Here is a 25,133-nt window from a genome sequence, read left to right as displayed (position 1 = left end):
ACGGGTGCGGGCGCGGGCGCGGCAGCCTGTGTTCAGCGGCCCGGGCGGAACGCCTTCGTGGCCTCCTCGTAGATCTCGGAGACCTTGTCCCGTTCGGTGTACGGGCCGATGACCTGGACGACGTGGTACCGGCCGCCGTCGATCAGGGCGAGGTTGCGGACGAACACCTCGCGTCCCGTGCCGTCCAGCCACCAGTAACTCCCCGTGGCCGTCACCGTGCTGCCGATGTCGACCCGGAGCGTCCGTTCCGCGCCCGACCAGCTGGACACCCGCCACGGCTCCAGCTCGCGCTCCCTGGCGTTCTGGTACACCAGCGGGTCGGAGCCATTGTCCTTCACGCTGTCCCGGCCGGGGACCACGATCATCGTGAAGTCGCCGCCCGTGTAGCGCACTTGCCCCGAGTCGTTGATCGGGGTGCGCCGCCAGCCGTCCGGCACCCCGATCCGGAACCCCTCCGGGTCCTGGCGCGGGGCGTACCCGGCGGCGAGCGCGGGGGCCGACGGGTCGGCCGGGGGCCGGGTCGTGGCCGGTCCGGTGGTCGCGGGAGGACGGCTCCCGGAAGGGCTGTCCGCGGAAGGGCCGCCCGTGGTCGGTTCCGGGGTGCCGCCGGTCGTGCCGGGCGCGGTGGTGCCCGGATTCGGACCGGCCGTGGGCGTGCCCCGCCCAACGGGCACCTCCCCCTCGCGGGGCAGGAAGAGGACGGCGTACGCGACGGCCGCCACCAGCAGGAGGAGGACCAGGAGCAGGAGCTTGAGGCCCAGGGCGCGCGGGGAGCCCGAGGAACCGGAAGAGGCGCGCGGGGCCCGGGGCGCACGCGGGGCGCGCTGCGGCAGCTCCTCGTGGTACCCGCCGTCGGCCTCCTCGCGGAAATCGTCCCGTACGCGCGCGTGCTCGCGGACGTGCCCGTACTCGGACCCCCGCGCGCGCTCGGGCTCGTGCCGGACGGCGGCGCGCGGGTCCTTGCCGCGCTTGTGCCGGCGGCGGCCCGCGCCCTCCCCCTTGCGCCGGCGGCGCACCAGCTCGCCGCGCCGGCGCACGATCGGCAGCCGCGCCTCGTCGAAGGACGGCAGCGGTACGACGCCGACACCGGCGTCCGGCTCGGGCGCCGAGCGGACGAGGGAGCGCAGCCAGCCGCGCAGCTCCTCGAAGTCGGGCCGCTCGGTCGGGTCCTGACGCAGCAGCGACTCCACGACCGGGCGCAGGGGCCCGCTCTCCTCGGCGAAGGCGGGCGGCTCGGCACAGACCAGCTGGACGAGTTCGGCCGCGCTGTCCTCCGGGTAGGGGGCGTGGCCCTGGACGGCCCGGTAGAGGAGCGCGCCGAGCGCCCAGAGGTCGGTGGCGGGACCGATGGGCGCCGCGAGGCGCCAGTTCTCGTGGACGGGACCGGCCTGTTCGGGCGCCCAGCGCTCGGTGACGGCGCCGACGACCGCGATCCGGGTCTGACGGGCCCGCTCGGCCGCGAGGCGCGTGGTCGGGCCCCGGTACGACTCGGCCGGAACCTCCGCCGGCTCCTCCCGCCGGGGCTCCGGAACGCCCGCGTGGACCGGGAGGCGCTCGGGGTCCGGGTGCGCCGCCCGGTATCCGGCGGGCAGCGCCGGGCGCCCCGAACCGGGCAGCACCGAGCCGCCCCCGGCCGGTATCGGCCCGGAGCCGTCCCGTGCGGCGTGCGGGCCGTCGCTCCAGCTTCCGGTCAGCATCGCGCGCGGCGGCGGGCCGTTCCGGGGGCCGCCGCCGTACGGCTCGTCGCCGTCGTCCTCGTCGTCCTCGTCGTCCGCCACCCGCGTCCACCACTGCGGCTCGGGCGAACCGGCCGCCGGGGCCGTCGGCGGGGGCGGGGGCGGGCCCGCCGGCTCCGGGGGGGCGGGGCGCTGCACGGGCAGGGCCCCCGTCTCGCCGAGCCGGGCGGCGGCCCGCGCACCGGCCCGGTAGGCGGCGATGGCCCCGGCCCGCGCGGCCCGCACGTCGGCGGCCGGCGGGGTGGCCGCGGGCCTCGGGCCGGCGGGGGCCGCCGTGGACTTCCCATAGGGGTCGGCACCGTAGGCATCAGGACCGGGACCGGGACTCGCACCGGGCCCGCCGTCCGGTCCGCCGTCCGTCCCGTCGCCGTCCCGCCCGGTCTCCGCCGGGGCCTCCAGCGCGTACGGCTCGGGGCGGTACGTCTCGGCCCGGTGCTCCTCGGGGCGGTGCTCCTCGGGGCGGTGCTCCTCGGAACCGTAGGTCTCGGAGCCGTACACCCCTGATCCGTACTCTCCGGACCCGTACCGGCCGGAGCCGTACTCCTCGCCGTACTCCTCGCCGTACGCCTCGACGGGCGCGGGCATTTCGGGCTCGTACGGCTCGGGCGCGTACACCTCCGGCTCGTACGCACCCGAGGCGTACGTCTCAAGGGCGTACGCACCGGACCCGCGCGCCCCGGATCCGTCCGCCCCGGGTTCGTCCGCCTCCGGTTCGTACGTCTCGGCCTCGTACACCCCGGGTTCGTACGCGTCCGGAGCGGGCTCTTCCGCCTCGTGCGGCGGGGGCGGGTACGCGAACTCGTCGATCCGGTCCCGTTCCGGCACCGGCGCGTAGCCGCAGAGGGCCTCCTCGGCCGCGCCGACCGCGAGGCCCGAGAGGACCACCCGGCCGTCGTCGCAGACGAGGACGGTCCGGGAGGTGATGTTCCGGTGCACCCAGCCGTGGGCGTGGAGCGCGCGCAGGGCGGTGAGGACGTCGGCGCCGATCTCGGCCGCCCGGTACGGGTTCAGGGGCCGCTCGGCGAGGAGCGCGGCCAGCGGCCGGGCCTCCACCACGCGTTCGCTGACTATCCACAGCGAACCGGCCTCCGCGAAGACGTCGAAGACCTGGTCCAGTAAGGGGTGGTCGGGGATCTGGGCGGCGGCCTGGGCCGCCTCGATCGCCCGGCGCACGACGGGCTCGGCGGGCCTGCGGGTGGCCCGCCCCGCGCCGCCGTGGAGGCCTGCGGAGCCTCCGGGGCCGGCGCCGTCGAGCACCTCGGCGTCCACGAACTCCGGCAGCGGGACCTGGCGGACCAGGACCTCCTGCCCGCTGTACGTGTCGAAGGCGCGCGTCTCCGTCGGGTCGTGCGCGTCCCCGGCCTCGTCCGCCGGCGGCAGCGGCAGGCGGTAGCGGTCCGCGAGCACCCTTCCCGCGTAGTCGTCCACGACGCCTCCCCACGCCCGCGCTGTCCCCCGTGGACCCGCGGATTCCCCGAACCCCCGGGATTCCTCGGGTTCCCTGTTTCCCGGGACTCCTCGGATTCCCCGGATCGTGCGGAATCACGCGAGTCCGCCGGTTCCGGTCGGTCCGATCGGTCCCGTAGGCCCCGTCAGTCCCGGAGGTCCCGTCAGTCCCGTCGGTCCCGTCGGTCCGTTCAGGGGCCGTGCGGCCAACGGCTCTGTTCGATTCCGTACGACTCCCGGGTCCCCACGATACGGGGCACCGGTCAGTTCTTGGGGCTGAACGTGGCGAACGCCGTCTCCCGCAGGGTCCGGCACTCCTCGCCGTTCCACTCGTCCGCCTCGCAGCTGACCATGATGGAGTAGCCCCACTTGGAGTCCACCTTGAACCCGCGGTTGAGCACGTGGACGCGCACGCCCTTCTGCGTGCGCTCGAACTCCCAGTCGGCGACGGTCGGGTAGCCCTTGTAGGAGACGGGCCGTATGCCGAAGTGCCGGTAGTCCTTGCTGGTGGCGATCACGCCGACCTTGGCCAGCTCCCAGGCGCTCGCGGCGTTGTCCTTCGGGCTGTTGTTGTAGTCGACCTGGACGCGCGGGAAGCCGCCGTCCTCGCTGAAGATCCCGCCGAGGGAGTACCCCGGGATGGTGCTCATCCTGAAGTTCGCGGGCATCGCCATGGAGAAGTGGAACCGGTCGCTGGTGACGAGGGCGTACCCGGCGGGCAGTCGGCCGCCGGTGCCGCCGTCGGGCTTGCCGGACGGCGTGGCGCCGTTCCCGCCCTCGGTCGTCCCCGTCGTGCCCGTCGATCCCGTCGTGCCGTCGGTGCCCGCCGAACCGTCGGCGCCTTCACCGCCGGGCTGGACGCCGCCCTGCTGGCCGGGGTCGGCCGGGGTCTGGTTCTTGCCGCCGCCGGACCCGCCCGACCCGCCGTCACCGCCCGTGGAGGCGCCGGCCGAGGCCGTGGTGCCCTCCTTGCCCTGGTTGCCCTCGTTCCCTCCGCCGCCGAGGGAGACCGCCAGGATCGTGCCGAGCAGGGCGACGACCACGACCGCGGCGATGATGACGAGGGTGCGGCGCGGTACGACGTCGGTCAGCGGCGCGCGGGCCGGAGCCTGCCTGCCACCGCCCCGGACCGGCGCGGTGCCCGGCGTCGGCGCGGTCCTCGTCCTCGGCTCGGCCTTCGCGGAGGCCGCCGCGTTGCGCACGGACTTCAGGGCGCCCCGCACCCGGTCGGCGGCCGCGTCGGAGGCCCCGCCCCGGTCGGCCGCCGGGGCCGTCGGCGCCCGTCCGGGAACCGGCGGCAGCGGTACGACCCTGGTGACCTCGGGCGAGGTCGGGGGCGCCGCCTCCGGGGCGTCGAGCACGGCCCGCAGCAGGACCCGGGCGCCGGCGTCGTCCAGCCGCTGCGCCGGGTCCTTGGCGAGGAGGCCGTAGATGACCTTCTCCAGGTCGGGGCCCGCGTTCTTCGGCGGGTCGACGGGCTCGGTCATCACCGCCGTGAGGGTGGCGATGGCGGAACCCTTGTCGTACGGCGGACTGCCCTCGACCGCCGCGTAGATGAGGCCGCCGAGCGACCACATGTCGGCGGCCGGGCCGGGCTTGTGGCCGCGGGCGCGCTCCGGCGAGATGTACGAGGGGGCGCCGACGAGCATGCCGGTGGAGGTGATCGAGGGGTCGCCCTCCACCTGGGCGATGCCGAAGTCGGTGAGGACGACCCGGCCGTCCTCGGCGATCAGCACGTTGGACGGCTTCACGTCGCGGTGCAGGATGCCCTCGCGGTGGGCCGAGCGCAGCACGTCGAGGATGGCGAGGCCGACCTCGGCGGCGCGCCGGGGCGTGAGCGTGCCGTCCTCGCGCACGGCGTCCGCGAGGGACTTGCCCTCGATGAGCTCCATGACGATCCACGGGCGGTCGTCCTCGTCCACGACGTCGTAGACGGTGACGGCGCCGTTGTTGCGGATCCGGGCGATGGCCTTCGCCTCGCGCAGGGTCCGGGTGATGAGGCGGCGCTTCTCGTCCTCGTCGATGCTGCTGGGGAAGCGGAGTTCCTTGACGGCGACGGTACGGCCGAGGGTCTCGTCGACGGCGCGCCACACGGTGCCCATGCCGCCGCGTCCGAGGACCGCGCCGAGCCGGTAGCGCCCGGCGAGCAGGCGTCCTTCACCGGCGGGGGCCTTGCGGAGCCTGTCGCCACCGCGCGCCGTGCCGGTCGCGGGCGTCCCGCGGCCGCTCCCGCCGTCGCCGTCCCCGGCGCCGAACCCGGCCCGTCCGGTGGACGGCTCGGTCCCCCGCAGCCGCCCGGCGGCCGCACCGGCACCGGATCCGGATCCGGCCGCCGCGTCGTCGGCTCCGGAAGCCGTCACGCCGTCAGACCGCGGATCTCCGGCGCCCTTCACGACCGAGACGCCCGGGGCACCCGAGGCGCCCGAAGCGCCCGAGGCGCCCGAAGCGGACTTCCCGCCCGCATCGCCCGGAACGGACTCGGCCTCCGCAACGGCCCCGGAAGCGGCCCCGGCTTCCTCCGCCGTTCCGGCGGGCCCGCCGCCCGGCTCCCGCTCCGCACCGTCCTCCGGGGTCAGCGCACCCCGCTCGACCTGCGCGTCCTTCGCGTCCCGCTCCGGCTCACGCGCGGCCGGGACCGTTCCTCGGTCGCTGTCGGTCGCGGCCCCCGCAGCGTCCCGCCCGGGGTCCTTCGCCGTGTCCCGCGACTGCTCCGCCTCCGACATGCGTCCCCTCTGCGATCCCTGATCTTCGCCGCGTCTGCCGCTTCCCGCGTGATGCGTTAACCCGCCCTGGAAGAGAGCCCATTGTCCCTCACCTCGGGACCGGCGGCGCCCCCGGGTCCGTACTCCGGGATGACGACGCCGCAGCGCGCCTCCCAGGTTCCCACCGGTATGCGGACGACCCGGGCGCCCCGCCGGAACGGACGTTCCGTCAGTTGTCCACAGGTGCAGGAGCGGAGGCTCCCACGGGGGCGCGGACCGAAGGTCCGGGCCCGGTCAGAGGGGCACGATGTCCGGCGCCCCCAGCCGCGCGGCGTCCGCCGTCAGGTCGTCGGGCTGGCGCTGCGACTCGCGCTCGGCCTCCACCCGCTTCTCGTAGTGCTCGACCTCCTTGTCGATCTGGTGGGCGTCCCAGCCGAGGACCGGGGCCATCAGCTCCGCGCACTCGCGGGCGCTGCGCGTGCCCCGGTCGAAGGTCTCGATGGAGATCCGGGTCCGCCGGGTGAGGACGTCGTCCAGGTGGCGCGCGCCCTCGTGCGAGGCGGCGTAGACGATCTCGGCGCGCAGGTAGTCGTCGGCCGCCGGGAGGGGCGCGCCGAGCCGGGGGTCCTCGGCGATCAGGTCGAGGAGCTGCTGCGTCAGGGAGCCGTACCGGTTGAGGAGGTGCTCGACCCGCACGACGTGCAGCCCGTGCCGGGCGGCGATCCCGGCCCGCGCGTTCCACAGGGCCCGGTAGCCCTCGGCGCCGAGGAGCGGGGTGTCCTCGGTGACGCAGGGGGCGACGCGCTGGTCGAGGCCGTGGACCGCCTCGTCCACGGCGTCCTTCGCCATCACGCGGTACGTCGTGTACTTGCCGCCGGCCACCACGACCAGGCCGGGGACCGGGTGGGCGACGGTGTGCTCGCGCGAGAGCTTGCTGGTGGCGTCGGACTCGCCGGCGAGCAGGGGGCGCAGACCGGCGTAGACGCCCTCGACGTCGTCACGGGTGAGCGGGGTGGCGAGCACCGTGTTCACGTGCTCCAGGAGATAGTCGATGTCGGCGCTGGAGGCGGCGGGGTGGGCCTTGTCGAGGTCCCAGTCGGTGTCGGTGGTGCCGACGATCCAGTGGCGTCCCCAGGGGATCACGAAGAGGACGGACTTCTCGGTGCGCAGGATCAGGCCGGTGGTGGAGTGGATGCGGTCCTTGGGCACGACGAGGTGGATGCCCTTGGAGGCGCGGACGTGGAACTGGCCGCGCTCCCCGATGAGGGCCTGGGTGTCGTCGGTCCACACCCCGGTGGCGTTGACGACCTGCTTGGCCCGGATCTCGTACTCGGCGCCGGCCTCGACGTCCTGGACGCGCGCGCCGACGACCCGCTCGCCCTCGCGCAGGAAGCCGACGACCCGGGCCCGGCTCGCGGCGAGCGCGCCGTAGGAGGCGGCCGTCCGCACGAGGGTGGTGACGAAGCGGGCGTCGTCCATCTGGGCGTCGTAGTACTGGAGGGCGCCGACGAGGGCGTCCTTCCGCAGGCAGGGGGCGACGCGCAGGGCGCCCTGCCGGGAGAGGTGCCGGTGGACGGGGAGGCCCCGGCCGTGCCCGGAGGATAGCGACATCGCGTCGTACAGCGCGACGCCGGAACCGGCGTAGAACCGCTCCCAGCCCTTGTGCTGGAGGGGATAGAGGAAGGGGACCGGCTTCACCAGGTGGGGGGCGAGCCGCTCCAGGAGGAGACCGCGCTCCTTGAGCGCCTCCCGGACCAGGGCGAAGTCCAGCATCTCCAGGTAGCGCAGGCCGCCGTGGATGAGCTTGCTGGAACGGCTGGAGGTGCCCGAGGCCCAGTCGCGGGCCTCGACGATGCCGGTGGAGAGTCCTCTCGTGACGGCGTCGAGGGCCGTCCCGGCGCCGACCACCCCGGCACCGACGACCAGCACGTCCAGCTCGCGCCCGGCCATGGCGACGAGCGCCTCGGCGCGCTCGGCCGGTCCCAGTGTCGCTGTCCTCACGTCTGCCGCCTCCCGTCGTCCCCCGTCCTTCCCGCGCACGGGCTCTCCCGTCCGCGGCTTCCCGCCTCCGGCCCCCGTACACGGCCTTCCCGCACCTGGCTCCCGCACACGGCCTTCCCGCGAGCGAGCCGGGACCGTGTGGTCCGGCTCACAGCTCGATTCTGTCCCGCCTCGGCGACTTCAGCCACCGCCTCGCACCCGCCCTGTGGACAACGCCCTGTGGACAACACTCGGCGACCTGCGGCCCTCAATGCGACACATCGGTCATATTTACGCCTAGTCTGACATTGCGTGCGACCCGTTCCGCCCACCGGGCTTGCACCTCGCGCCCCCTCCGGCTACTGGGAAGGACGGCCCACCCCCCATGCCCGCTGATCTCGCCGTCATCGGCCTCGGCCACCACGGACTCCCCCTCGCCCAGGCCGCCACCGCCGCGGGCATCGGCACCGTCGGCTACGACACCGATCCGCTGCCCGCCGCCGAACTCGCCGCCGGGCGCTCCCCGGCCGACGGTCCGCTCACCGTCCCCGAGGTCCGCCGGATGCTCGCGGGCGGCTTCCGCCCCACCCACGACCCCGCCGAACTCGGCCGGGTCCGCACCGCCGTCCTCTGCCCCCCGACCCCCCTCGGCCCCGACCGGGCCCTCGACCTCACCGCCGTCACCGACGCCGCCCGCGCCCTCGCCGTCAGGCTGCGCCCCCACACCACCGTCGTCCTGGAGTCCCCCGTCCCGCCGGGCACCACCGAAGGCCTGCTCCGCGACGTCCTCGAAACCGGCTCGGGACTGCGCGCGGGCCGCGACTTCCACCTCGCGTACTCCCCCGGCCGGCTCGACCCCGGCAGCCGCACCCACGGCTACGCCGGCACCCCCAAGGTCATCGGCGGCCTCACCCCCGCCTGCACCGAGTCCGCCGCCACCTTCTACGGACGCCTCACCGACAAGGTGGTACGCGCGCGTGGACCCCGCGAGGCGGAGACGGTCAAGCTCCTGGAGACCAACTTCCGGCACGTCAACATCGCCCTCGTCAACGAAATGGCGGTCCTCTGCCACGAACTCGGCGTCGACCTGTGGGACGTCATCCGCTGCGCCGAGACCAAGCCCTTCGGCTTCCAGGCCTTCCGCCCCGGCCCCGGCGTCGGCGGCCACGGCGCCCCCGTCGACACCGTCGGCGCCCACCGCCCGCTCCGCCTGGTCGAACTCGCGGGCCAGGTCAACGAGCGCATGCCCGCGTACGTGGTGCGGCGCGCCGCCGCCCTCCTCAACGAGCACGGGAAGTCGGCGCGCGGGGCCAGGATCCTGCTGCTCGGCATCACGTACAAGCCCGACCTGCCCGACCGGCAGGGCTCCCCCGCCGACGAGATCGCCCGCCGCCTGATGGACCTGGGCGCGGCCGTCAGCTACCACGACCCGCACGTCCCCGACTGGCGCGTCCGCGAACTCCCCGTCCCCCGCGCGGACTCCCTCTACGAGGCCGCCGCCCACGCCGACCTGACGGTCCTCCTCCAGCACCACCGCACCTACGACCTCCAGGGCCTGTCGGTGAAGGCGCAGCTCCTCCTCGACACCCGCGGCGCCACCCCGGCGGGCGCGGCCCACCGCCTCTGAGCGGACGTACGGGAGGGGCCCCGCACCACCCGGTGCGGGGCCCCTCTCGCGTACGTACGGAAGGTCAGCGCTTGTGCTGCGCGTCCGCGACCGTGACCTCGACGCGCTGGAACTCCTTGAGCTCGCTGTAGCCCGTGGTGGCCATCGCGCGGCGCAGGGCGCCGAAGAAGTTCATCGAACCGTCCGGGGTGTGCGACGGGCCCGCGAGGATCTCCTCGGTGGTGCCGACGATGCCCAGGTCGACCAGCTTGCCGCGCGGCACGTCCTCGTGGACGGCCTCCATGCCCCAGTGGTGGCCCTTGCCGGGCGCGTCCGTGGCACGGGCCAGCGGGGAGCCGATCATGACCGCGTCGGCGCCGCAGGCGATCGCCTTCGGCAGGTCGCCGGACCAGCCCACGCCGCCGTCCGCGATCACGTGCACGTACCGGCCGCCGGACTCGTCCATGTAGTCGCGGCGCGCCGCGGCCACGTCCGCGACGGCGGTCGCCATCGGGACCTGGATGCCCAGGACGTTGCGGGTGGTGTGCGCGGCGCCGCCGCCGAAGCCGACCAGGACGCCCGCCGCGCCGGTGCGCATCAGGTGCAGGGCCGCGGTGTACGTGGCGCAGCCGCCGACGATGACCGGGACGTCCAGCTCGTAGATGAACTGCTTCAGGTTCAGCGGCTCGGCCGCGCCCGAGACGTGCTCGGCGGAGACCGTGGTGCCGCGGATGACGAAGAGGTCCACCCCGGCGTCGACGACGGCCTTGGAGAACTGGGCGGTGCGCTGCGGGGAGAGCGCGGCGGCGGTGACGACGCCGGCGTCGCGCACCTCCTTGATGCGCCTGCCGATCAGCTCCTCCTGGATGGGGGCGGAGTAGATCTCCTGCAGACGGCGGGTCGCGGTGGCCTCGTCCAGCTCCGCGATCTCGTCCAGGAGCGGCTGCGGGTCCTCGTACCGGGTCCACAGGCCTTCGAGGTTCAGGACGCCCAGGCCGCCCAGCTCGCCGATCCGGATGGCGGTCTGCGGCGAGACGACCGAGTCCATCGGAGCGGCCAGGAACGGCAGCTCGAACCGGTAGGCGTCGATCTGCCAGGCGATCGAGACCTCCTTCGGGTCCCGGGTGCGCCGGCTGGGCACGACGGCGATGTCGTCGAACGCGTACGCCCTGCGGCCGCGCTTGCCGCGCCCGATCTCGATCTCAGTCACGATGTGTGGCCTTTCCCTCTACGTCTGCGCCTACCAGTATCCCCGACACACGTGGGAGGGGCGGTTCCGGCCACATCCCGGAACCGCCCCTCACCCGCGTGCGCGTTACTTCCTGCTGTAGTTCGGCGCCTCGACCGTCATCTGGATGTCGTGCGGGTGGCTCTCCTTGAGGCCCGCCGCGGTGATCCGGACGAAGCGGCCCTTGGACTCCATCTCCGCGACGGTGGCCGCGCCCACGTAGCCCATGGTCTGGCGGAGGCCGCCGACGAGCTGGTGCAGGACGTTGGAGAGCGGGCCCCGGTAGGGCACCTGGCCCTCGACGCCCTCGGGGACGAGCTTGTCGTCGGAGGAGACCTCGGCCTGGAAGTAGCGGTCCTTGGAGTAGGACCGGCCCTGGCCGCGGGACTGCATGGCGCCGAGCGAGCCCATGCCGCGGTACGACTTGAACTGCTTGCCGTTGATGAAGAGCAGCTCGCCGGGCGACTCCTCGCAGCCGGCGAGGAGACTGCCGAGCATCACGGTGTCGGCGCCGGCGGCGAGCGCCTTGCCGATGTCGCCGGAGTACTGCAGGCCGCCGTCGCCGATCAGCGGGACGCCGGCGGCGCGGGCCGCGAGGGAGGCCTCGTAGATGGCGGTGACCTGCGGGACGCCGATGCCGGCGACCACGCGGGTGGTGCAGATGGAGCCGGGGCCCACGCCGACCTTGATGCCGTCGACGCCGGCGTCGATCAGGGCCTGCGCGCCGTCGCGGGTGGCGACGTTGCCGCCGATCACGTCGACGTCCACGCTCGACTTGATCTTCGCCATCCAGCTCAGGGCGTTGCTGTTGTGGCCGTGCGAGGTGTCCACGACCAGGAAGTCGACGCCGGCGGCGGCGAGCGCCTGGGCGCGCTCCAGGGCCTCGGGGCTGGCGCCCACGGCGGCGCCGACGAGCAGCCGGCCCTCGGCGTCCTTGGCGGCGTTCGGGTACTTCTCCGCCTTGACGAAGTCCTTGACGGTGATGAGGCCCTTGAGGACGCCCTGGTCGTCGACCAGCGGCAGCTTCTCGATCTTGTGGCGGCGCAGCAGCTCCATGGCGTCGACGCCGGAGATGCCGACCTTGCCGGTGACCAGCGGCATCGGCGTCATGACCTCGCGGACCTGGCGGTCGCGGTCGGTCTCGAAGGCCATGTCGCGGTTGGTGACGATGCCGAGGAGCTTGCCGTCGGGGGTGGTGACGGGGACGCCGCTGATGCGGAACTTGGCGCAGAGCGCGTCCGCCTCGGCGAGGGTCGCCTCCGGGTGCACGGTGATCGGGTCGGTGACCATGCCGGACTCGGAGCGCTTGACCAGGTCGACCTGGTTGACCTGGTCCTCGACGGACAGGTTGCGGTGGAGCACGCCGACGCCGCCCAGGCGGGCCATCGCGATGGCCATGCGGGACTCGGTCACCTTGTCCATCGCCGCCGAGAGCAGCGGGATGTTGACGCGGACGTTGCGCGAGATGCGGGACGAGGTGTCGACCGCGTTGGGGAGGACCTCGGAGGCTCCCGGCAGCAGCAGCACGTCGTCGTAGGTCAGCCCGAGTGTCGCGAATTTGTCGGGCACTCCGTCGACGTTGGCAGTCATGACACCTTCCCAAATGGCCTTGATCGGTGCGGGATGTCCATGCTAACGGGCCGGAGCGGTGTCTCATTCCACGAGCAAGATCAGCGGGCAGCTTTGGACGTTCGCACGTGGACGAAAGGGATGACGGGAGCCGTCGGGACTTACCGCCCGGCCGGAACCGCCGGACGCGTCGGGACCGCGGCGCGGGTGTTACTGCTCCGCCAGCGCGCGCAGCCGGCTGAGGGCGCGGTGCTGTGCGACCCGGACGGCGCCGGGGGACATGCCGAGCATCTGCCCGGTCTCCTCGGCGGTGAGCCCGACGGCGACCCGGAGCACGAGCAGTTCGCGCTGGTTCTCCGGGAGGTTGGCGAGCAGCTTCTTGGCCCACTCGGCGTCGTCGCTGAGCAGTGCCCGCTCCTCGGGGCCGAGGGAGTCGTCGGGCCGCTCGGGCATCTCGTCGGAGGGCACGGCCGTGGACCCGGGGTGCCGCATGGCGGCCCGCTGGAGGTCGGCGACCTTGTGTCCGGCGATGGCGAAGACGAAGGCCTCGAAGGGCCTGCCCGTGTCCTTGTAGCGCGGCAGCGCCATCAGGACGGCGACGCAGACCTCCTGGGCGAGGTCCTCGACGAAGTGGCGGGCGTCGCCGGGGAGCCGGTTGAGACGGGTGCGGCAGTACCGCAGGGCGAGCGGGTGCACGCGGGCGAGGAGGTCGTGGGTGGCCTGCGCGTCGCCGTCGACCGCGCGGTGGACGAGCGCGCCGATCTCCCCCTGCCCGGCAGGCATGGGGGACCCCGCGGTCTCGTCGTCGCGCATCGCTCCATGGTGCCCCGGCGCTTCCGCGTCCGTGGCACCGCGTCCGTAGTTGTGCACCGAAGCGTTATGAGCAGGTGCGCCGGAACCCATCCCCCGCGCCCTCCCCTCCCGCTCGATCGACTCGTCCCCGAGGAACTCCACATCTCAAGGATGCGTCATCCGGCGGGGAAGTGACACAAGCCCACCCCGTCCACCCCGCGAAGGACGCGGACGGGGACGGGGATACGGCGGGTGACCTGCGACGTCAGCGGACCAGGCCCCAGCGGAAGCCGAGTGCGACGGCGTGGGCGCGGTCCGAGGCGCCGAGCTTCTTGAAGAGGCGCCGGGCGTGGGTCTTGACCGTGTCCTCGGAGAGGAAGAGCTCGCGCCCGATCTCGGCGTTGGACCGTCCGTGGCTCATGCCTTCGAGGACCTGGATCTCACGCGCGGTGAGGGTGGGCGCGGCGCCCATCTCGGCCGAGCGGAGGCGGCGCGGGGCGAGCCGCCAGGTCGGGTCGGCGAGCGCCTGGGTGACCGTGGCCCGCAGCTCGGCGCGCGAGGCGTCCTTGTGCAGGTATCCGCGGGCACCCGCGGCGACCGCGAGCGCGACGCCGTCGAGGTCCTCGGCGACCGTGAGCATGATGATGCGGGCGCCGGGGTCCGCCGAGAGCAGCCGGCGGACGGTTTCCACGCCGCCCAGGCCGGGCATGCGCACGTCCATCAGAATCAGGTCCGAGCGGTCCGCGCCCCAGCGGCGGAGGACTTCCTCGCCGTTGGCCGCGGTGGTCACGCGCTCGACGCCGGGCACGGTCGCGACCGCGCGGCGGAGCGCCTCTCGGGCAAGCGGGGAGTCGTCGCAGACGAGGACGGATGTCATGCCTGACCTCCGCGGCTCTCGCAGCTGTTGCGCGTCACCTTGAGCCTCCAGGGCTGTACGTATCGTCACCTGTGCGGTTGACGCTCTCGGACACCTGCCCGATCGCTTGTTCCTCCAACCGCCTCCGCACTCTCAACGACGGTCACTCGAAAGAGTTACGGGTCGGACGGCAGGCTTCGGCACTCTACGTGAGGGACCGTGCGCGGAGAAGAGCGACGCGGCCGTTGCGCCCCGAGATCAAAAGCTATGCCCCATTTAGCGGGATTTCTTCCCTTTTCGCAGTGTCTATGGCTAGATTCGCAATGAGTCATATTTACATCTACTTAGACAGTAGGTGTAACGACCCGAGCTGTCGGGGAGCGGAAGGAGCCCCGGCCGTCAGCCATCCACCCGCCCGCCTATCCGTTCGACACGGTTTCAAGGGGACAAGCGCAATGGCAGATTTCTCCCGCCTTCCCGGACCCAACGCCGATCTGTGGGACTGGCAGCTGCTCGCGGCCTGCCGCGGGGTCGACAGCTCCCTGTTCTTCCATCCCGAGGGGGAGCGCGGCGCGGCACGGAGTGCGCGTGAGAACTCGGCGAAAGAGGTCTGCATGCGGTGCCCGGTGCGCGCGGAGTGCGCGGCACACGCACTCGCCGTGCGGGAGCCCTACGGCGTCTGGGGCGGCCTCACCGAGGACGAACGCGAAGAGCTCATGGGACGCGCTCGCAACCGTCTGATCACGACGCCCTCCGCGGCCTCGACGGCCGCGCCGACGTCCATGTGAAGGAACGTTTCTTCGAACACCCCGGAACCTTCGCGCTCCGGGACCCGGTGTCGCACCGGGAACGGCGACGCCCACCGCGCCCCCGCGCGTAAGGGCACCGGGCAGGTGCCTACGCGCGCGTGGCGGTGCGCGCGGTGAAGGACACGCCTACACGCGCGCGGCGGCGCGCGTCAGCTCGTCCAGCGTGGCGGCGACCGCCGGGACCTGCGCCAGGTCCGGCAGGGTCAGGGCCACGATCTCCCGTTCCACGGCGGGCTCCACGGCCACGGTCCGCGCCCCCCTGGGCCGTACGGACTCGATGGCGAGGGCCGGCAGGACGGCCACGCCCAGGCCCGCCCCCACCAGGCCCACCACGGCCGGGTAGTCGTCGGTCGCGAAGTCGATGCGGGGCGTGAAGCCCGCCTCCTCGCAGACGTCCACGAGCTGGCGGCGGCAGCGCGGGCAGCCCGCGATCCAGGACTCGTCCGCCAGCTCCGCGATGCCGACCGGACCGGCCCCGGCGAGCCGGTGCCCCTCGGGGACCAGACCCACGAGCCGGTCGGCGAGCAGCGGGCGGACGACCAGGTCGTCCCACTCGGCCCGCCCCGCCCCGTACCGGAAGGCGAGGGCGATGTCGCAGTCGCCCTCCCGGAGCATCTCGATCGAGCGCGGCGGCTCGGCCTCGACCAGGGAGACCCGGGTGCCGGGGTGCGCGGCCCGCAGGGCGGCCAGGGCGGTGGGGACCAGGGTGGAGCTGCCGCTGGGGAAGGAGACCAGGCGGACCCGGCCGGCGCGGAGCCCGGCGATGGCGGCGACCTCCTCCTCGGCGGCGGTGAGCCCGGCGAGGATGCCGGAGGCGTGGCGGACCAAGACCTCGCCGGCCTGGGTGAGGCGCATCTCGCGGCCCGTGCGGATCAGGAGCGGCGTGCCGGCGGAGGCTTCGAGCGCCTTCATCTGCTGGCTGACGGCAGGTTGGGTGCAGCCGAGTTCGCGCGCGGCGGCCGAGAAGGAGCCGGTGGCGGCGACGGCGCGCAGGACGCGGAGATGGCGTGCCTCGATCATGCGCTCCAGCATAAGCGAGGCTTGGGGAAGAGAGCGAATGCTGCCAATGGGCTTTGAGATGGGCGCCCGTAAGGTACCCGCATGACCTTGCTGAGTGTGAATGTGGGCCGGGCCAGGGCCGTGGACTACACCGACGCCCCCGCCGGCCGTACGGCCATCGACAAGCGTCCCGTCGAGGGCGCCGTACGGATGGAGGCGCCCGGCCCGCCCGGCGTCGGGGGGAGCGGGCTCGCCGGGGACGAGGTCTGCGACCTGCGCTTCCACGGCGGCGCCGACCGGGCCGCGTACGCCTTCGCCCGCGAGGACATGGACCTGTGGGAGCGGGAGCTGGGCCGCGAGCTGGCCAACGGCTCCTTCGGCGAGAACCTCACCACCCGGGGCCTCGACGTCAACAACGCGCTGATCGGGGAGCGGTGGCGGATCGGCGACGAGGTGGTCCTGGAGGTGACCGGCGGCCGCATCCCGTGCCGTACGTTCGCGGGCTTCCTGGGCGAGAAGGGCTGGGTCAAGCGGTTCACACGGTCGGAGGCGGGGCCGGGCGCGCTGCTGCGGGTGATCGTGCCGGGCGAGGTGCGGGCGGGCGATCCGATCACCGTCGTGCACCGGCCCGACCACGAGGTCACCGTCGCGCTGCTCCACCGGGCCGCGACCGTCGAACGGTCCCTCCTGCCGAGCACGTTGGCCGCCGCCGCGTGGATGGAGTCGGGTCTGCTCGACTTCGCCCGCCAGTACGCGGAGAAGCACGCGGAGAAGAAGGAGGGGTGATAAGGGGGCAGGGGGAGGGGAAGCGGGCGGAGCGGGACACCGGAGCACGGGGCCGGTTCCCCCGCGCGGCCGGGGCATTAACGTTCCCGTATGACGACTGCACTGATTACGGGGGCCACCGCGGGCATCGGGGCCGCCTTCGCCCGGAGGCTCGCGGCCGACGGCCACGACGTCGTGCTCGTGGCCCGGGACGTGAAGCGGCTCCGGGAGCAGGCGACCGAGCTGCACGACCGGCACGGGGTGGAGGCCGAGGTGCTCGCGGCGGACCTCTCCGAGGAGAAGGGGATCGCCGCCGTCGAGGCGCGGCTCTCGGACCCGAGGCGGCCGGTGGACCTGCTCGTGAACAACGCCGGTTTCGGCAACAAGGGCCGGTTCCTGGAAGTGTCCATGGCCGACGAGCTGAAGATGCTCACGGTGCACTGCGAGGCCGTGCTGCGGCTGACCTCGGCCGCCGCCGCCTCGATGAGGGAGCGGCGCCGGGGCGGGGTGGTGAACGTCGCCTCGGTGGCGGCCTTCGTGCCCCGGGGCACGTACGGCGCGTCGAAGGCGTGGGTCGTGCAGTTCACCCAGGGCGCGGCGAAGGACCTGGCGGGCAGCGGGGTGCGGCTCATGGCCCTGTGCCCCGGCTTCGTTCGGACCGAGTTCCACGAGCGGGCCGGGATGGGCACGGACAACATCCCGGGCTGGATGTGGCTCGACGCGGACAAGCTGGTGACGGCGGCCCTGTCCGACCTGGACCGGGGGAAGACGCTGTCGATCCCGGACCCCCGCTACAAGGCCCTGATGGGCGTGGTGAAGCTGGCGCCGCGCGGTCTGCTCGGCGGGGTCTCCTCCAGGGCGGGGCGCAAGTACGGCCCGAAGTGATCCGCGCGGGCGGCCCGTTCACAGCAGGGCGTCGAGGTCCAGGCGCGTCGTGGTGCCGTCCCGCCAGGTCACGTGGAGGGTGCGGCCGTCGACCCGTACGCGCGCGTGGCCGGGGGCGGGGGCCGGGTCGGGCGCGGCGGTGAGCGAGACGAGGGCGGCGAAGAGGGCGGCCGGGCCGCGCGTGGTGCCGTGCAGGGCGAGGACGCGGGCGTCCGGTCCCTGAAGGGTCTCCCCCGCGGGGAGGACGGCGGCCGGGGCCTCGGGCGGGTAGCCGTGGACCGGGTGGAGGGTGGCGCGCGGCCCGCCGGGCGTGGTGGCCCAGCCGGTCTGCCGTACGGGCGTCCCCTCCGGGGCGCCGAGGACGAGGTGGGCGCGGAGTTCGGCGCTGCCGTGGGCGAGGGTCGCGGAGAGGACCCGGACGCCGGGGCGCGGGACGTGCAGGGAGGCGGCCCAGCCGGGGCCGGTGCCGGCGGGGGCGGCGGGCCCCCGGGTGGTGGCCCGGCCCTCGGCGTCGAGCAGCGCGAAGTGGTTGTCGGCCGGGGCGGACCCGGTGGTGGGTCCCGTACGGGTGGAGTAGGCCTGGCGGGCGTAGCCGGGGTCGTCCTTGCCGCCCGCGCGGCTGCCGACGTGGTTGCTGCCGTGGTTGTGGAGGCGTACGAGCCCGTCGGCGGCGGTGGTCTGGACGAGCAGCCCGGCGGGGGCGAAGGCCCGGACGGTGTCGGCGCGTTCGGCGGGCAGGGGTTCCTCGGGGTCGGTCCAGGCCGGGTGGTCCGCGGGCAGCAGCAGGCCGAGGAAGCCCTTGGACGCCCAGTAGGGGGAGCCGGGGCCCGAGTACTCCTGGACGAGCGGCGGGTACGGGCCGTGCCAGCCGAGGGTGAGGAGCCCGCGCGCGTCGGTGGCGCCCCGGTCGAGGAAGTGCCGCAGGGCCCCGGAGGCGAGTCGGCGGGTGGCGCCGGGAGTGAGCGGGGTGTGACCGGTGAGGGCGCCGAGCCAGGGGGCGGCGGCCGCGGCGAAGCGGTAGGTCAGGGAGCGTCCGTACGGCACGGGGGCGCCGTTCGCGTCGAAGAGGTGGACGTGATCGTCGAGGTGGGCGCGGAGCCGGGGTCCGTACCGGTCGAGGAGGGCGCGGTCGCCGGACAGGTGGGCGTGGAGCACGGGGTAGAAGTGCAGGGCCCACGCGTTGTAGTGGTCGAAGGCGCGGTTGTCGCCGTCGCTGTACCAGCCGTCGCCGAGGTACCAGTCCTCGACGCGGTCGAGGGAGCGGCCGATCGTGGCGGCGGCGCGGTCGGTCTCGATCCCGGCGTCCCGGAGGAAGCCGGCGACGGTGAGGCCGAAGAGCCACCAGTTGTTGTCGACGGGGGACGGGCCGAGGGCGGGCAGCAGCCAGTCCGCGACCCGTGCGCGGACGCGGTCGTCCAGGCGGTCCCAGAGCCAGGGGCGGGTGAGGCGCAGGCCGAGGGCGATCGAGGCGGACTCGACCACGGCCTGCCGGGTGTCCGCCATGAGGGGCCAGGACTCGGCGTCGTCCCGGCCCGGCGCCTCCGTCCCGGCGGCGAGCCCTTCGGCGTACCGGTCGAGGTGGCCGTGGGGGTCCGCGCCGCGCGCGCCCGCGACGCGGAGGGCGGCGAGGAGGAAGGTGCGGGCCCAGCCTTCCAGGGCGTCGGAGCGGGGGCCCGACCAGCTGGGGCGGGGGCCGGGGAGGCCGATCAGGCCGCGCCGGGGCGAGGCGAAGGGGCGCACGTCGAGCAGGAGCCGGTCGGCCGCGGCCTCCCAGTGGGCCCGGGTCCAGCCGGTGTACGGGCTGAGCCCGCGGTCTTCGGGGGGCGCGGGTTCGCGATGCGCGGGCGGGACGAGCGGCGCGGGTTCGCGATGCGCGGGCGGGACGAGCGGCGCGGGTTCGTGATGCGCGGGCGGGACGGTCCGGCACCCCCCGGGTGGCTCGGGCCGGGCGGGTTCACCCCGCCCGGACGGTGCGGGCCGGGCCGGTTCGCCGTTCTCGGGTGGCGGGGGCATGTCGGGCTCACGCTCCTCGGACGGTGCGGGCACACCGATCTCACGGCCCCCGGGCGGCGCGGGCACACCGATCTCACGGCCCCCGGGCGGCGCGGGCACACCGATCTCGCGGTTCTCGGGTGGCGTGGGCATGTTGCTCCCTGGGACGGTTCCGGTGGTTCCGGCGGCGCCCTGCGGCCCCCGTGGTGACGTCTGTGTCGCCGACGTTCGACCGGGGGAATCCTGGACAGACCCCGATCGAACGTCAAGACTTCGCGAGCGAATGATCGAAACTCCCTCCGTTCGATCATTCTGAACTAGACTCGGGGAACCACCACCACCGCGAGGGGGAACCGCGCCGTGCGCGAGAGTGCTGCCGAACGACACGACCGACTGCTGGCCCTGGTGCGCGAGCGCGGCACCGCCCGCGTCTCCGAGCTGGCCGAACGGCTCGGGGTCTCCCCCGTCACCGCCCGCCGGGACGTCGAGCTCCTGGCCGGCCGGGGCCTGCTCGACCGGGTCCACGGCCAGGTGTCCTGGCCGGAGCGGCAGGGCGCGCCGGGGGCCGGGCGGCCCGGCGAGGGCCTGGTCCTCGGCCTGCTCGTGCCCTCCGCCACGTACTACTTCGCCGAGGTCATCCGGGGCGCGCACGAGGCGGCGGCCCGCGCCGGGGCCCGGCTCGTGCTGCGCGTCTCGGACTACCGCCCGGAGGAGGACCGGGCCCGCGTCGAGGGGCTGCTCGCGGCGGGCGCCGAGGGCGTCCTGGTCGCGCCCGGCTGGCGGGGCCCCGAGGACCGGCTCGCGTACGGCGACTGGCCGGCCGAACTGCCCGTGCCCGCCGTGCTCCTGGAGCGGCGCGCCGAGCCCGGCAGCCCGCTCGACGGTCTGGACCGGGTCGCCTCCGACCACGCCCACGGCGTCCTGCTCGCCCTGCGCCACCTGCTCGCCCTGGGCCACGCGACGCCGCTGCTCGTCGCCCGCCGGGACTCCCCGACCGCGCTCGCGGTGCGCGCCGGGTACGCCGAGGCGCTGGGCACCCTGGGCCTGGCCGAGCCGCGGCCGGTCATCGACTCCGTACCGGCGGAGGCGGACCCGGAGGGGTTCGAGCGGGCGGTGCGGGCGCTGCACGAGGCCGTCGGCTCCGGCCTGGCGAGCGCGGCCCTGGTCCACAACGACGTGGACGCCATCGAGATCGCGCGCCGCCTCGCCGAGCTGGGGGTCGGGGTGCCGCACGACCTGGCCCTGATCGCGTACGACGACGAGGTCGCCGCGCTCGCCGACATCCCGCTGACGGCGGTCGCCCCGCCCAAGCGGCAGGTGGGGCGGCACGCGACGGAACTCCTCGTGGAGCGGCTCACGGAGGGCGGCGAAGGGGTCGCCGAGGCGCAGGCGCGCCGCCATCTGAGCCTGCTGCCGTGGCTGCGGGTCCGGTCCTCGTGCGGGACCCCGGACCCCCGTCCATAGAAAATCGGACTGATCGAACTGTTCTTTTTTCGATCAATCAATCTTTCGCTCTTGACTTCGGTCATGAACGGTCACAGGATCGCGGCCACAACCTCCCAGCCGCCCCGCCCTCAGGAGCCGTGCCGTGACCCCTTCCCGGAGCAGAACGACCCGCGTCATAGCCGGCATCGCCACCGCCCTCGCCGTCCTCACGGCCTGCGGCGGCGGCGGTGACGACACCGCGAACAAGCCGAACGGCCCCGTGACCCTCACCTTCTGGGGCTGGGCCAAGGGCACCAAGGACGTCGTGGACGCCTTCAACGCCTCCCACACCGACGTCAAGGTGAAGTTCGAGGAGATCCCCTCCGGCACCGCCGGCGGCTACGCCAAGATCTCCAACGCCGTGAAGGCGGGCAACGCCCCCGACCTCGTCTCCATCGAGTACTCCTCGCTCCCCGAGTTCGTGAGCTCCGGCGCCCTCCAGGACATCGGCGGCGAGTTCACCGAGGCCGACCGCGCCAAGCTGCTCCCGCAGACCGTCGAACTCACCACCCTCGGCGGCAAGTCCTGGGCCGTCCCCTTCGACGCCTCCCCGCAGGCCTTCTTCTACCGCAAGGACCTCTTCGAGAAGTACAAGGTCCGGGTCCCCACCACCTGGGACGAGTTCGAGAAGGCCGCCGCGCAGGTGAAGAAGGCCGACGCCAGGGCCCGCATCGCCACCTTCTTCCCGGACGACCCGACCACCTTCGAGGCCATGGCCTGGCAGGCGGGCGCCCAGTGGTTCAAGGCCGAGGACGACACCTGGAAGGTGAACACCACCGACCCGGCCACCACCAGGGTCACCGCCTACTGGCAGAAGCTCCTCGACACCGGCCTGGTCCACAAGAACGCCTCGTTCTCCCCCGAGTGGGTCGGCTCCCTCAAGAACGGCACCACCCTCGGCTACCTCGGCGCCTCCTGGGGCGCGGGCGTCCTCAAGGGCACCCTGCCCGAGCAGAGCGGCAAGTGGGCCGTCGCCCCGATCCCCAGCTGGGACGGCAAGCCCGCCAGCGGCATGCTCGGCGGCACCTCCTTCGCCGTGACCAAGGACAGCAAGCAGAAGGCCGCGGCCGTCGCCTTCGCCGAGTGGATGTCCACCACCGAGGAGGGCGTCAGGGCCCGCATCGCCTCCGGCACCTCCTCCGCCTTCCCCGCCGCCGCGGCCCTGCGCCCGGTCGCCAAGCAGGCCTTCGACGCCGGCTACTACGGTGGCCAGGACATCTACGCCCTCTTCGAGACCGCCGGCGCCTCCATCGACCCCAGCTGGGCCTGGGGCCCCACCACCGGCACCACCAACACCACCATCAAGGACCAGTTCGGGAAGATCGCCCCCGGCGGCCCGTCCCTCGCCGACGCCGTGAAGGCCGGCCACGACGCCACCGTCGCCGAACTCACCAAGCGCGGCCTGAAGGTCGAGGGCTGACCCGGTGAAGGCCCGCACCCGCGCCGCCACGATCCTGCTGACCCCCTTCTTCGTGCTCTTCACCGCGGTGATGGTGGTGCCGATCGGATACGCGGTCTGGCTCAGCCTCTTCACCGAGAAGCAGTCCGGACTGGGCTTCGGCGGCACCGAGACCGTCTTCACCGGCCTCGACAACTACACGGCGGCACTGGGTGACCGGGCCTTCCGCGAGGGCTTCGGCGTCCTGCTCGGCTACTGCCTGTTCTACATCCCGCTGCTGCTCGCCGGGGCCCTCGGCCTCGCCCTCCTGCTCGACTCGGCGCTCGCCCGCGCCCGCCGCTTCTTCCAGCTCGCGCTCTTCCTGCCGCACGCCGTCCCCGGCATCATCGCCGCCCTGATCTGGGTCTACCTCTACACGCCCCAGCTCAGCCCGGTCGTGAAGGCCATGGAGGCGGGCGGGACCGGCTTCGACTTCTTCTCCCCCGAAGGCGCCCTGCCCTCCGTCGTGAACATCGCCCTGTGGGAATGGCTCGGCTACAACATGGTGATCTTCTACGCGGCCCTCCAGGCCATCGACCGCTCCGTCCTCGAAGCGGCGACCGTCGACGGGGCGGGCGCCTGGCGCATCGCCTTCTCCGTCAAGGTCCCGCTGGTCAAGGCCTCCCTCGCGATGGTCGGCATCTTCACGATCATCGGCTCCCTCCAGCTCTTCACCGAACCGCTGATCCTCAGCAAGGGCACCGGCTCCGCCGTCACCTCCACCTGGACGCCGAACATGTACGCCTACACCGCGGCCTTCGACCGCAACGACTACGGGCTCGCCGCGGCGGCCTCCGTGCTCCTCGCCCTGACGGCCGCGCTGCTCTCCTTCGCGGTGACGCGCCTGACCGGCCGCCGGGCGGCACGGAAGGAGCGCACCGCATGAGCGCCACCCGTACGGGAAGAACCCGCCCCGCCAACAGGTGGCTGTCGCAGACGGCCGTCAACGGCGCCCTCGTCCTCGCCACCGTCTACATGCTCTTCCCGCTCGTCTGGCTGCTGACCGCCGCCACCAAGGACGCCGGCGGCCTGCTCGCCGGGAACGCCTTCTCCTTCGAGGGCTTCGACCTCGGCGGCAACCTCTCCCGGCTCGCCGAGTACAACGACGGCATCTACTTCCACTGGTACCTCAACAGCCTCCTCTACGCCGGGCTCGGCGCCCTGGCCTGCTCGCTCGTCAGCGTCGCCGCCGGATACGCCTTCCACGTCTACGACTTCCGGGGCAAGGAGAAGCTCTTCGGCCTCGTCCTGCTCGGCGTGCTCGTCCCCACCACCGCGCTCGCCCTGCCGATGTACCTCCTGGCCAGCGAGGTCGGCGTCGTCAACACCTACTGGGCCGTCCTGGTCCCCGTCCTCGTCAACCCCTTCGGCGTCTACCTCTCCCGGGTCTTCTGCGCCGGCTACGTCCCCGACGAGGCCCTGGAGGCCGCCCGCATCGACGGGGCGGGCGAGCTGCGCGTCTTCTGGTCGATCGGCCTGCGCATGGTGATGCCCGGCTTCGTGACCGTCTTCCTCTTCCAGTTCACCGCCGTCTGGAACAACTTCTTCCTCCCCCTGGTGATGCTGTCCGACCAGAAGCTGTACCCGCTGAGCCTCGGCCTGTACGCGTGGAACAGCAACGCCCACGCCGAACCCGACTTCTACCCCCTCGTCGTCACCGGCTCCCTGCTCGCCGTCGTCCCCCTCGTCATCGCCTTCGTCTCCCTCCAGCGCCACTGGAAGGCCGGTCTGACGGCCGGCAGCGTCAAGTGAGGAAGGCCTGCTCCCACCATGCACCCCACCACTGACAACCGCCCCGCCCTGCTCCTCGCGATGGGCCCGGGGGTCGCCGACCGCCTGCTCACCGAGGCCCACCGCACCCGCCTCGCGGCCCTCACCCGCACCGACCCGTACCTGGTCGCCCACGACCTGACGGCCCCGGACGCCCGGACGGCCGCCGCCCTCGCCGAGGCCGAACTCCTCCTCACCTGCTGGGGCGCGACCCCGCTCACCCCCGAGGTCCTGGACCGGGCGCCCCGGCTGCGGGCCGTCGTCCACGCGGCCGGCTCGGTCAAGCACCACGTCACCGACGCCTGCTGGGAACGGGGCCTGCGGGTCACGTCGGCCGCCGCCGCCAACGCGCTGCCGGTCGCCGAGTACACGCTCGCCGCGATCCTCTTCGCCGGGAAGCGGGTCCTGCGCTCGGCCCGGCGGTACGCCGAACTCCGCGCCGACCACGCCTGGCTGGAGGAGTCCGCCGACTGGGGCAACCACCGCCGCACGGTCGGCGTCGTCGGCGCCTCCCGCATCGGCCGCCGGGTGATCGACCTCCTGCGCCCCTTCGACTTCGAGGTCCTGCTGTACGACCCGTACGCCGAGACCCCGCCCCCGGGCACGGAACTGGTGGGCCTGGACGAACTCTGCGCCCGCAGCACGGTCGTCTCGGTCCACGCGCCGCAACTCCCGTCCACGTACCGCATGATCGGCGCGCCACAGCTCGCGGCGATGCCGGACGGAACGACCCTGATCAACACGTCCCGGGGCTCCCTGGTGGACGAACGCGCCCTCCTCCCCCACCTCCTCACGGGCCGCCTCGACGCGGTCCTCGACGTCACGGACCCGGAACTCCCCCCGCCCGACTCCCCCCTGTGGACCCTCCCGAACGTCCTCCTGACCCCACACGTGGCCGGCTCCCTGGGCAACGAACTGCACCGGATGGCGGACCGGGCGGTGGGGGAGGTGGAGCGTTACGTACGGGGGGAGGCGTTCGCGGAGGAGGTGCGGGCGTCGGACCTGACGCGGTCGGCGTAGGCTCCGTGCCTCCGCTCGGCCCTACGGCGCTCGACGCGGCCGCCGGGCTCGCCCC

The 25,133-nt window shown here is 73.8% G+C and carries 18 protein-coding genes; 9 read left to right on the top strand and 9 right to left on the bottom strand.

From position 1 onward, the window contains the following. Window positions 1-32: 32 nt before the first annotated feature. From OO47_RS08835 to OO47_RS08825, 3 genes are all read right to left on the bottom strand, one after another. Window positions 33-3,164 (bottom strand): protein kinase family protein, encoded by a 3,132-nt coding sequence (locus OO47_RS08835; RefSeq protein WP_030209145.1) that lies wholly within the window; start codon window positions 3,162-3,164, stop codon window positions 33-35. 281 nt (window positions 3,165-3,445) lie between these two features. Next, window positions 3,446-5,542, bottom strand: a complete 2,097-nt coding sequence (locus OO47_RS08830) for a serine/threonine-protein kinase (protein ID WP_407696288.1) — start codon at window positions 5,540-5,542, stop codon at window positions 3,446-3,448. 636 nt (window positions 5,543-6,178) lie between these two features. Next, window positions 6,179-7,885, bottom strand: coding sequence for a glycerol-3-phosphate dehydrogenase/oxidase (locus tag OO47_RS08825; protein WP_030209141.1), 1,707 nt, complete (start codon window positions 7,883-7,885; stop codon window positions 6,179-6,181). A gap of 364 nt (window positions 7,886-8,249) precedes the next feature. Here OO47_RS08825 and OO47_RS08820 point away from each other — a divergent pair, with 364 nt between their 5' ends. Continuing rightward, complete coding sequence (locus tag OO47_RS08820) at window positions 8,250-9,491, top strand: nucleotide sugar dehydrogenase (protein ID WP_030209138.1); 1,242 nt, start codon at window positions 8,250-8,252, stop codon at window positions 9,489-9,491. Between the two features lie 64 nt (window positions 9,492-9,555). On the opposite strand, the gene OO47_RS08815 is transcribed toward OO47_RS08820, so the two are convergent. From OO47_RS08815 to OO47_RS08800, 4 genes are all read right to left on the bottom strand, one after another. Then, complete coding sequence (locus tag OO47_RS08815) at window positions 9,556-10,680, bottom strand: GuaB3 family IMP dehydrogenase-related protein (RefSeq protein WP_030209137.1); 1,125 nt, start codon at window positions 10,678-10,680, stop codon at window positions 9,556-9,558. Between the two features lie 105 nt (window positions 10,681-10,785). Further along, complete coding sequence (guaB, locus tag OO47_RS08810) at window positions 10,786-12,288, bottom strand: IMP dehydrogenase (RefSeq protein ID WP_030209131.1); 1,503 nt, start codon at window positions 12,286-12,288, stop codon at window positions 10,786-10,788. A 189-nt stretch (window positions 12,289-12,477) separates the two neighbouring features. Continuing rightward, window positions 12,478-13,080, bottom strand: a complete 603-nt coding sequence (locus tag OO47_RS08805; RefSeq protein ID WP_030209129.1) for a sigma-70 family RNA polymerase sigma factor — start codon at window positions 13,078-13,080, stop codon at window positions 12,478-12,480. Window positions 13,081-13,324: 244 nt separating this feature from the next. Next, the gene (locus tag OO47_RS08800) at window positions 13,325-13,936 is read right to left on the bottom strand and encodes a response regulator transcription factor (RefSeq protein WP_003948568.1); all 612 of its coding nucleotides are present in this window, start codon (window positions 13,934-13,936) and stop codon (window positions 13,325-13,327) included. Between the two features lie 434 nt (window positions 13,937-14,370). Here OO47_RS08800 and OO47_RS08795 point away from each other — a divergent pair, with 434 nt between their 5' ends. After that, window positions 14,371-14,703 carry a WhiB family transcriptional regulator gene (locus OO47_RS08795; protein ID WP_030209127.1) on the top strand — a complete coding sequence of 111 codons (333 nt, stop codon included), beginning with the start codon at window positions 14,371-14,373 and terminating at the stop codon, window positions 14,701-14,703. A 147-nt stretch (window positions 14,704-14,850) separates the two neighbouring features. Here the strand turns inward: OO47_RS08795 and OO47_RS08790 are convergent, their stop codons facing one another. Beyond that, entirely contained in the window at window positions 14,851-15,744 is an 894-nt protein-coding gene (locus tag OO47_RS08790; protein WP_030209125.1) for a LysR family transcriptional regulator, read from the bottom strand. Between the two features lie 81 nt (window positions 15,745-15,825). On the opposite strand from OO47_RS08790, the gene OO47_RS08785 reads away from it, so the two are divergent. Both OO47_RS08785 and OO47_RS08780 read left to right on the top strand, forming a co-directional pair. Further along, window positions 15,826-16,509: an MOSC domain-containing protein gene (locus tag OO47_RS08785; RefSeq protein ID WP_030209122.1), complete on the top strand. Its 684-nt coding sequence runs from the start codon at window positions 15,826-15,828 to the stop codon at window positions 16,507-16,509. Between the two features lie 90 nt (window positions 16,510-16,599). Further along, window positions 16,600-17,373: an SDR family NAD(P)-dependent oxidoreductase gene (locus OO47_RS08780; RefSeq protein ID WP_030209120.1), complete on the top strand. Its 774-nt coding sequence runs from the start codon at window positions 16,600-16,602 to the stop codon at window positions 17,371-17,373. Between the two features lie 18 nt (window positions 17,374-17,391). On the opposite strand, the gene OO47_RS08775 is transcribed toward OO47_RS08780, so the two are convergent. Next, on the bottom strand, window positions 17,392-19,386 hold the full coding sequence (locus OO47_RS08775; protein WP_078489534.1) for a DUF2264 domain-containing protein: 1,995 nt from the start codon (window positions 19,384-19,386) through the stop codon (window positions 17,392-17,394). Between the two features lie 339 nt (window positions 19,387-19,725). Between OO47_RS08775 and OO47_RS08770 the strand changes: the two genes are divergently transcribed. The 5 genes from OO47_RS08770 (at window position 19,726) to OO47_RS08750 (ending at window position 25,078) form a co-directional block, all read left to right on the top strand. Next, window positions 19,726-20,829: a substrate-binding domain-containing protein gene (locus OO47_RS08770; protein ID WP_030209114.1), complete on the top strand. Its 1,104-nt coding sequence runs from the start codon at window positions 19,726-19,728 to the stop codon at window positions 20,827-20,829. A 124-nt stretch (window positions 20,830-20,953) separates the two neighbouring features. Beyond that, window positions 20,954-22,270: an ABC transporter substrate-binding protein gene (locus OO47_RS08765; RefSeq protein ID WP_030209110.1), complete on the top strand. Its 1,317-nt coding sequence runs from the start codon at window positions 20,954-20,956 to the stop codon at window positions 22,268-22,270. A gap of 4 nt (window positions 22,271-22,274) precedes the next feature. Continuing rightward, complete coding sequence (locus tag OO47_RS08760; RefSeq protein ID WP_030209108.1) at window positions 22,275-23,174, top strand: carbohydrate ABC transporter permease; 900 nt, start codon at window positions 22,275-22,277, stop codon at window positions 23,172-23,174. Continuing rightward, window positions 23,171-24,040, top strand: a complete 870-nt coding sequence (locus OO47_RS08755; RefSeq protein WP_030209101.1) for a carbohydrate ABC transporter permease — start codon at window positions 23,171-23,173, stop codon at window positions 24,038-24,040. The genes OO47_RS08760 and OO47_RS08755 overlap by 4 nt, the downstream gene beginning before the upstream one ends. An 18-nt stretch (window positions 24,041-24,058) precedes the next feature. Next, a complete protein-coding gene (locus tag OO47_RS08750; protein WP_030209098.1) occupies window positions 24,059-25,078 on the top strand; it encodes a hydroxyacid dehydrogenase in 1,020 nt (339 codons plus the stop codon). The last annotated feature ends 55 nt before the right edge of the window (window positions 25,079-25,133 follow it).

Source organism: Streptomyces bikiniensis (genome assembly GCF_000716625.1).
Taxonomy (GTDB): Bacteria; Actinomycetota; Actinomycetes; order Streptomycetales; family Streptomycetaceae; genus Streptomyces; species Streptomyces bikiniensis.
This window is presented reverse-complemented; position numbering and strand designations above follow the sequence as displayed.

Bases quoted from the DNA above. Each gene is read 5' to 3' on its own strand.
- OO47_RS08820 (WP_030209138.1), top strand. From the start codon at position 8,250: ATGCCCGCTGATCTCGCCGTCATCGGCCTCGGCCACCACGGACTCCCC.
- guaB (WP_030209131.1), bottom strand. From the start codon at position 12,288: ATGACTGCCAACGTCGACGGAGTGCCCGACAAATTCGCGACACTCGGG.
- OO47_RS08805 (WP_030209129.1), bottom strand. From the start codon at position 13,080: ATGCGCGACGACGAGACCGCGGGGTCCCCCATGCCTGCCGGGCAGGGG.
- OO47_RS08800 (WP_003948568.1), bottom strand. From the start codon at position 13,936: ATGACATCCGTCCTCGTCTGCGACGACTCCCCGCTTGCCCGAGAGGCG.
- OO47_RS08795 (WP_030209127.1), top strand. From the start codon at position 14,371: ATGGCAGATTTCTCCCGCCTTCCCGGACCCAACGCCGATCTGTGGGAC.
- OO47_RS08790 (WP_030209125.1), bottom strand. From the start codon at position 15,744: ATGATCGAGGCACGCCATCTCCGCGTCCTGCGCGCCGTCGCCGCCACC.
- OO47_RS08785 (WP_030209122.1), top strand. From the start codon at position 15,826: ATGACCTTGCTGAGTGTGAATGTGGGCCGGGCCAGGGCCGTGGACTAC.
- OO47_RS08780 (WP_030209120.1), top strand. From the start codon at position 16,600: ATGACGACTGCACTGATTACGGGGGCCACCGCGGGCATCGGGGCCGCC.
- OO47_RS08775 (WP_078489534.1), bottom strand. From the start codon at position 19,386: ATGCCCCCGCCACCCGAGAACGGCGAACCGGCCCGGCCCGCACCGTCC.
- OO47_RS08755 (WP_030209101.1), top strand. From the start codon at position 23,171: ATGAGCGCCACCCGTACGGGAAGAACCCGCCCCGCCAACAGGTGGCTG.
- OO47_RS08750 (WP_030209098.1), top strand. From the start codon at position 24,059: ATGCACCCCACCACTGACAACCGCCCCGCCCTGCTCCTCGCGATGGGC.